Consider the following 4,185-nt stretch of genomic DNA (forward strand, 5'->3'; position numbering starts at 1 on the left):
TTGCGGTTACCCTATAATTTTCTCCTTCTATACCGACCACCGTAAGGCAAACTCCGTTATGGGAGACAGATTGGTCTATTTTCAACTCATTGGTAATGGTTGAATGAATGTCAATATGAAAGTTACTGCCTTCTTTTGTTATATTTTGGACAGTCCCGATTGTTTCTATAATTCCGGTAAACATTTTTCAGAAAATAAATTGCAATGATTCAGAAGGAAAGCAATGTACTTCCTTCTAATGCTCAAATTAAGCCAATTTATCCCTTAACTTAGCAATCCAAATAAAAGTTTCTAAAGCCCCAAACCTGCATGTTGAATTTAGACGACAGCTACCGCCACAAAGGTCAACGAAGAGAATTAGTGAAAATCCTAAAGAGGAAAGGAATTAAAGACGAAGCCGTATTGAATGCCATCAACACCCTCCCCCGACATTTCTTTTTTGATACAGCCCTAGGCTCACATGCATATGAAGATAAGGCCTTCCCGATAGGCGAAGGACAGACTATTTCACAACCTTATACCGTAGCTTTTCAAACGGAATTATTGCAAGTAAAGCCTGGAGATAAAGTATTAGAAATTGGTACAGGATCTGGTTATCAGGGTTCTATATTACATATATTAGGGGCAGAAGTGCATACTATAGAATACCAGAAAAAACTATTTGAGAGAACCAAGAAATTCCTGACCAAATTAGGAATCAATCTTCATTTTTACTTCGGAGACGGTTCTCAAGGATTACCATCTCAGGCTCCTTTTGACAAAATACTAGTGACAGCTGGAGCTCCAGTTGTACCCAATTCCCTATTAAAACAATTGGCTATTGGAGGAATACTGGTCATCCCAGTTGGTGATCGACGAACACAAAAAATGCTTAAACTCACCAAAAAAACAAGCATAAAAATAGTGAAAGAGGAATTCGACAACTTTGCTTTTGTGCCACTTCTTGGAGCTGAAGGCTGGAGATAACGGAATATTATATTGATTTAAGGTCTAATTTTCAATGTAAAAAAGAATTTATTTTGTATTTTTACATAAAATAAAGTTTTATGACTAAGAAAAAGCAAGCAAGCCAATCCCAAGTAGTAATGACCGAAATGGTCCTTCCTAATGACACCAATACCCTTAACAACTTAATGGGGGGTAAATTGATGCACTGGGTTGATATCGTGGCAGCAATTGCCGCACAAAAACACTCCAATAGGATTGTAGTAACAGCAGCGGCAGACAGCATTTCTTTCAAGCACCCTATTGCTCTTGGCAATGTAGTGACTCTTAAAGCACAGGTTACCAGAGCATTTAATTCCTCAATGGAAGTCTTTATTGAAGTTTGGGCTGAGGATATTCCTGCAAATAAAAAGATCCAAACCCATAGGGCATTTTTCACCTTCGTGGCAGTTGATCAAAACGGCAGGCCTATAGAAGTGCCAGAAGTCATTGCAAGTACACCAGAAGAAGTTGAACTTTATGATGGTGCCCTTAGAAGAAGACAGTTAAGACTTGTATTAGCCAAGAGGATGGATCCAAAAGATGCTGTTGAGTTGAGGTCGATTTTTGATCTCGATGATAAATCCATTGCAAAAAAATAATTTTATTCCGGTAATCCAGCAACTTCTGTTTTACCGGTATTTTCTTCTTTAAGGTCAAGATTAGCCTTGGAAAGCCACAAATTTTTAGTGAATTTAGGCACATGGAAAAACAAAGCTTGCACCATTTAAGCCTGTTTCTGGATCAGGAAATTTACCTATTGCCTGAGGATACGAAAGTCTTAAAAAGTCAATATGATTTTGAAGACGCAAATGAAAACAATGTCTCGGAACCCACCTCGGTCGATGATGAGGAGGAAAAACTGGAGTTGACATACCAAGGAGGTTTTGAAAAAGGAATTCTTGTAGTTTTTGAAGGTAAGGAACTAGAAAAAGAACTCCATGACCTTTTATTCAATATACTCAATGCAGTCAATTGTTCCCTCAAAGATGTCGCCCTTTGCAGTGACATGAACTTAAACCTGGTGGCACCGGATTATCTTTTAAACATGTCACCGAACAAAATCATTGTTTTTGGAAATATACACCATGACATCATCGGCTTAAAAAAGAAAAACTACATCATCCTTCAAGAGGAAGGAACTGAATACCTTTTCGCAGATGACCTTAAAACAATAGCAGAAAATAAAAGTCTAAAAAGAGCCTTATGGACTGAATTACAGATCCTTTTCAACATTACCAATAAATAACATGACTCAGGAAATAGAAAAAGCCAAGTGGCTCAAAAGATTTAAAGTGATCAGTATCATAGAAGGTATTTCATTTTTGTTACTTCTTTTCATAGCTATGCCTATGAAATACATGCTAGACATTCCATTAGCTGTCACCTACGTAGGCTGGGCACACGGAGTCTTATTTGTCATTTACATATATGTGGTTTTTCCTACTGCAAAAAAAGTAGGGTGGGATTTCCCTAAAACACTATTCGCTTTAATTGCTTCAGTGCTACCTTTCGGGCCTTTTATATTTGACAGGTACCTGAGTAAAAAAGAGAAGGAAATGGCTTCTTCCTAAAGATACAAGTCAATGGCGCTTATCAGTAAAAAAAAAGTAGTTTACCCCATAAGCCTGGAGCTTAGAAGATTTCTCCAGAAATATGGACGAGAGGTGGGTTTCCCCATCCATTACAATGATCTTTTGCGCTATAACAGCTCAATCCCCCTTTATGATTTCAAAGGAAATGACACGCTGTGGGAAACCGTCTTCTATTCCGAGTCAGATATGGAAGAAATTCACTACAATGTCAAAAACATTTATGCTTTGCTGAAAGCTGAAGGAGACATGTCTGTCATGAAGCACCTTTATGTAGATAGGATTGATTTGTGTATTTATGGAAATACCCAGCCATTTCGAGTACGGATTGTCAATAGAATAAATGACAACTTTGATTACTTCTACGTCAAAAATGCTGATGCCTCAAGGGTATATGGACTTGAGCTTGAACATTTACTTTCTCCAAATAGAATTAGTTACCTGGTTCACGAAAACACCTTGATTGAGGAACACATTGCAGGCATCCCCGGTGAACAGTTTATGAGGCAACAGATTAACGATCCCTTGATGAATCCTATCAGACTTGCAAAAGAATTCGTCAAGTTCAATGAAAGGTGTTTTGTAAGACTTCTTGGAGATATGCATTCTTCTAATTTCGTAATTGATGTCACTCCCGATTTTGAGGAAACTCATTATAGAATTAGAGCAATAGATTTTGATCAGCAATCATACGAGGGCAAAAAATCCATTTATCTTCCGCAGTATTTCAAACAGAACAATGCCTTGATTCAATTAGGTGTCAAGCACATCACCCCTGAATCCATGCTACAGTACCAAAGGGAAGAAAGAGCATTGATTGCTACTAGGCTCAAAAGTTCTCCGATGGAAATCGAAGACATTCTTGAAAGTATGGAAAGAGATGTTATTTCTCTTCCGGAAAATATCGAAAGTCTTAAAAAGGATCTTTCAAAACATTATAAAAATGAAGCATTCCTAAAGTGCAATAATATGGGTGAAATTCTTAGAATGAGTTTAGAGCAGGTGCTTACGCTGAAAAGGTAGAGAGAAGCGAAAAACGAGAGGCGCCAGTCTAGAGGCTAGAAACGAGATTCTTAAGTTTAGATCAGAGAGTTTAGAAATAAGTGTCACGTCCTGATTTTACTTGACACTTTCAACAAATGCTTATTTTCATGAAATGACGCTCCCAATATATCGCCGAACCTGCCTGCCGGTAGGCAGGGGCATATATCTATTTACATCGCGAAGCCTAAACCATTTACCACTCGGTTCTCGCTTATTGTCTCTTTGTTCTTATTTCTTCCTTCTAATAATAAAGCACATCACAGTCAGGGTTCTGCTTTCTGAAATTATCTACTGTCCTCTTATTGATCCTAGTATTGAAACAAGTAAGTTTTTTCAGACTTCCCAAGCTTTGGATTTGTTTCAGAGACCTCACATTAGTATTGGAAATATCTAAGACCTTGAGGTTAATAAACCCTTCCAAACCCCTTAAAACCTTTATATTAGTGCCGGCAAGATTTAATTCTTCAATTTCAGTCAGGTTAGACATATCTCTTAAATCATCCACACCTGTACTACTTAAATCCAGTATCCTTAATTCTTTCAATGGTTTTAAAACTGCTGGATC

Annotated in this window: 6 protein-coding genes and 1 pseudogene; 5 read left to right on the forward strand and 2 right to left on the reverse strand. The window is 37.6% G+C overall.

What is annotated here, in order from left to right:
- Positions 1 to 184: pseudogene (locus tag EA341_RS09050) on the reverse strand (riboflavin synthase); the annotation flags it as partial.
- Positions 185 to 309: 125 nt separating this feature from the next.
- Between EA341_RS09050 and EA341_RS09055 the strand changes: the two are divergent.
- The 5 genes from EA341_RS09055 (at position 310) to EA341_RS09075 (ending at position 3,599) form a co-directional block, all read left to right on the forward strand.
- Positions 310 to 966: a protein-L-isoaspartate(D-aspartate) O-methyltransferase gene (locus EA341_RS09055; RefSeq protein WP_293013172.1), complete on the forward strand. Its 657-nt coding sequence runs from the start codon at positions 310 to 312 to the stop codon at positions 964 to 966.
- A gap of 80 nt (positions 967 to 1,046) precedes the next feature.
- Positions 1,047 to 1,586: an acyl-CoA thioesterase gene (locus EA341_RS09060; protein WP_293013175.1), complete on the forward strand. Its 540-nt coding sequence runs from the start codon at positions 1,047 to 1,049 to the stop codon at positions 1,584 to 1,586.
- 101 nt (positions 1,587 to 1,687) lie between these two features.
- Positions 1,688 to 2,233, forward strand: a complete 546-nt coding sequence (locus EA341_RS09065) for a hypothetical protein (RefSeq protein WP_293013178.1) — start codon at positions 1,688 to 1,690, stop codon at positions 2,231 to 2,233.
- 1 nt (position 2,234) lies between these two features.
- Positions 2,235 to 2,558: a DUF3817 domain-containing protein gene (locus EA341_RS09070; protein WP_293013181.1), complete on the forward strand. Its 324-nt coding sequence runs from the start codon at positions 2,235 to 2,237 to the stop codon at positions 2,556 to 2,558.
- A gap of 12 nt (positions 2,559 to 2,570) precedes the next feature.
- Entirely contained in the window at positions 2,571 to 3,599 is a 1,029-nt protein-coding gene (locus tag EA341_RS09075) for a hypothetical protein (RefSeq protein ID WP_293013184.1), read from the forward strand.
- Between the two features lie 262 nt (positions 3,600 to 3,861).
- On the opposite strand, the gene EA341_RS09080 is transcribed toward EA341_RS09075, so the two are convergent.
- Positions 3,862 to 4,185: leucine-rich repeat domain-containing protein (locus EA341_RS09080; RefSeq protein ID WP_293013187.1), on the reverse strand; the 324-nt coding region annotated here is incomplete at its 5' end.

The organism is Mongoliibacter sp. (assembly GCF_007692705.1).
Classification (GTDB): Bacteria; Bacteroidota; Bacteroidia; order Cytophagales; family Cyclobacteriaceae; genus Mongoliibacter.

What these genes read in the sequence shown, in the direction of transcription:
- EA341_RS09055 (WP_293013172.1), top strand. Translation starts at nt 310, where the DNA reads ATGTTGAATTTAGACGACAGCTACCGCCACAAAGGTCAACGAAGAGAA.
- EA341_RS09070 (WP_293013181.1), top strand. Translation starts at nt 2,235, where the DNA reads ATGACTCAGGAAATAGAAAAAGCCAAGTGGCTCAAAAGATTTAAAGTG.
- EA341_RS09060 (WP_293013175.1), top strand. Translation starts at nt 1,047, where the DNA reads ATGACTAAGAAAAAGCAAGCAAGCCAATCCCAAGTAGTAATGACCGAA.
- EA341_RS09065 (WP_293013178.1), top strand. Translation starts at nt 1,688, where the DNA reads ATGGAAAAACAAAGCTTGCACCATTTAAGCCTGTTTCTGGATCAGGAA.
- EA341_RS09075 (WP_293013184.1), top strand. Translation starts at nt 2,571, where the DNA reads ATGGCGCTTATCAGTAAAAAAAAAGTAGTTTACCCCATAAGCCTGGAG.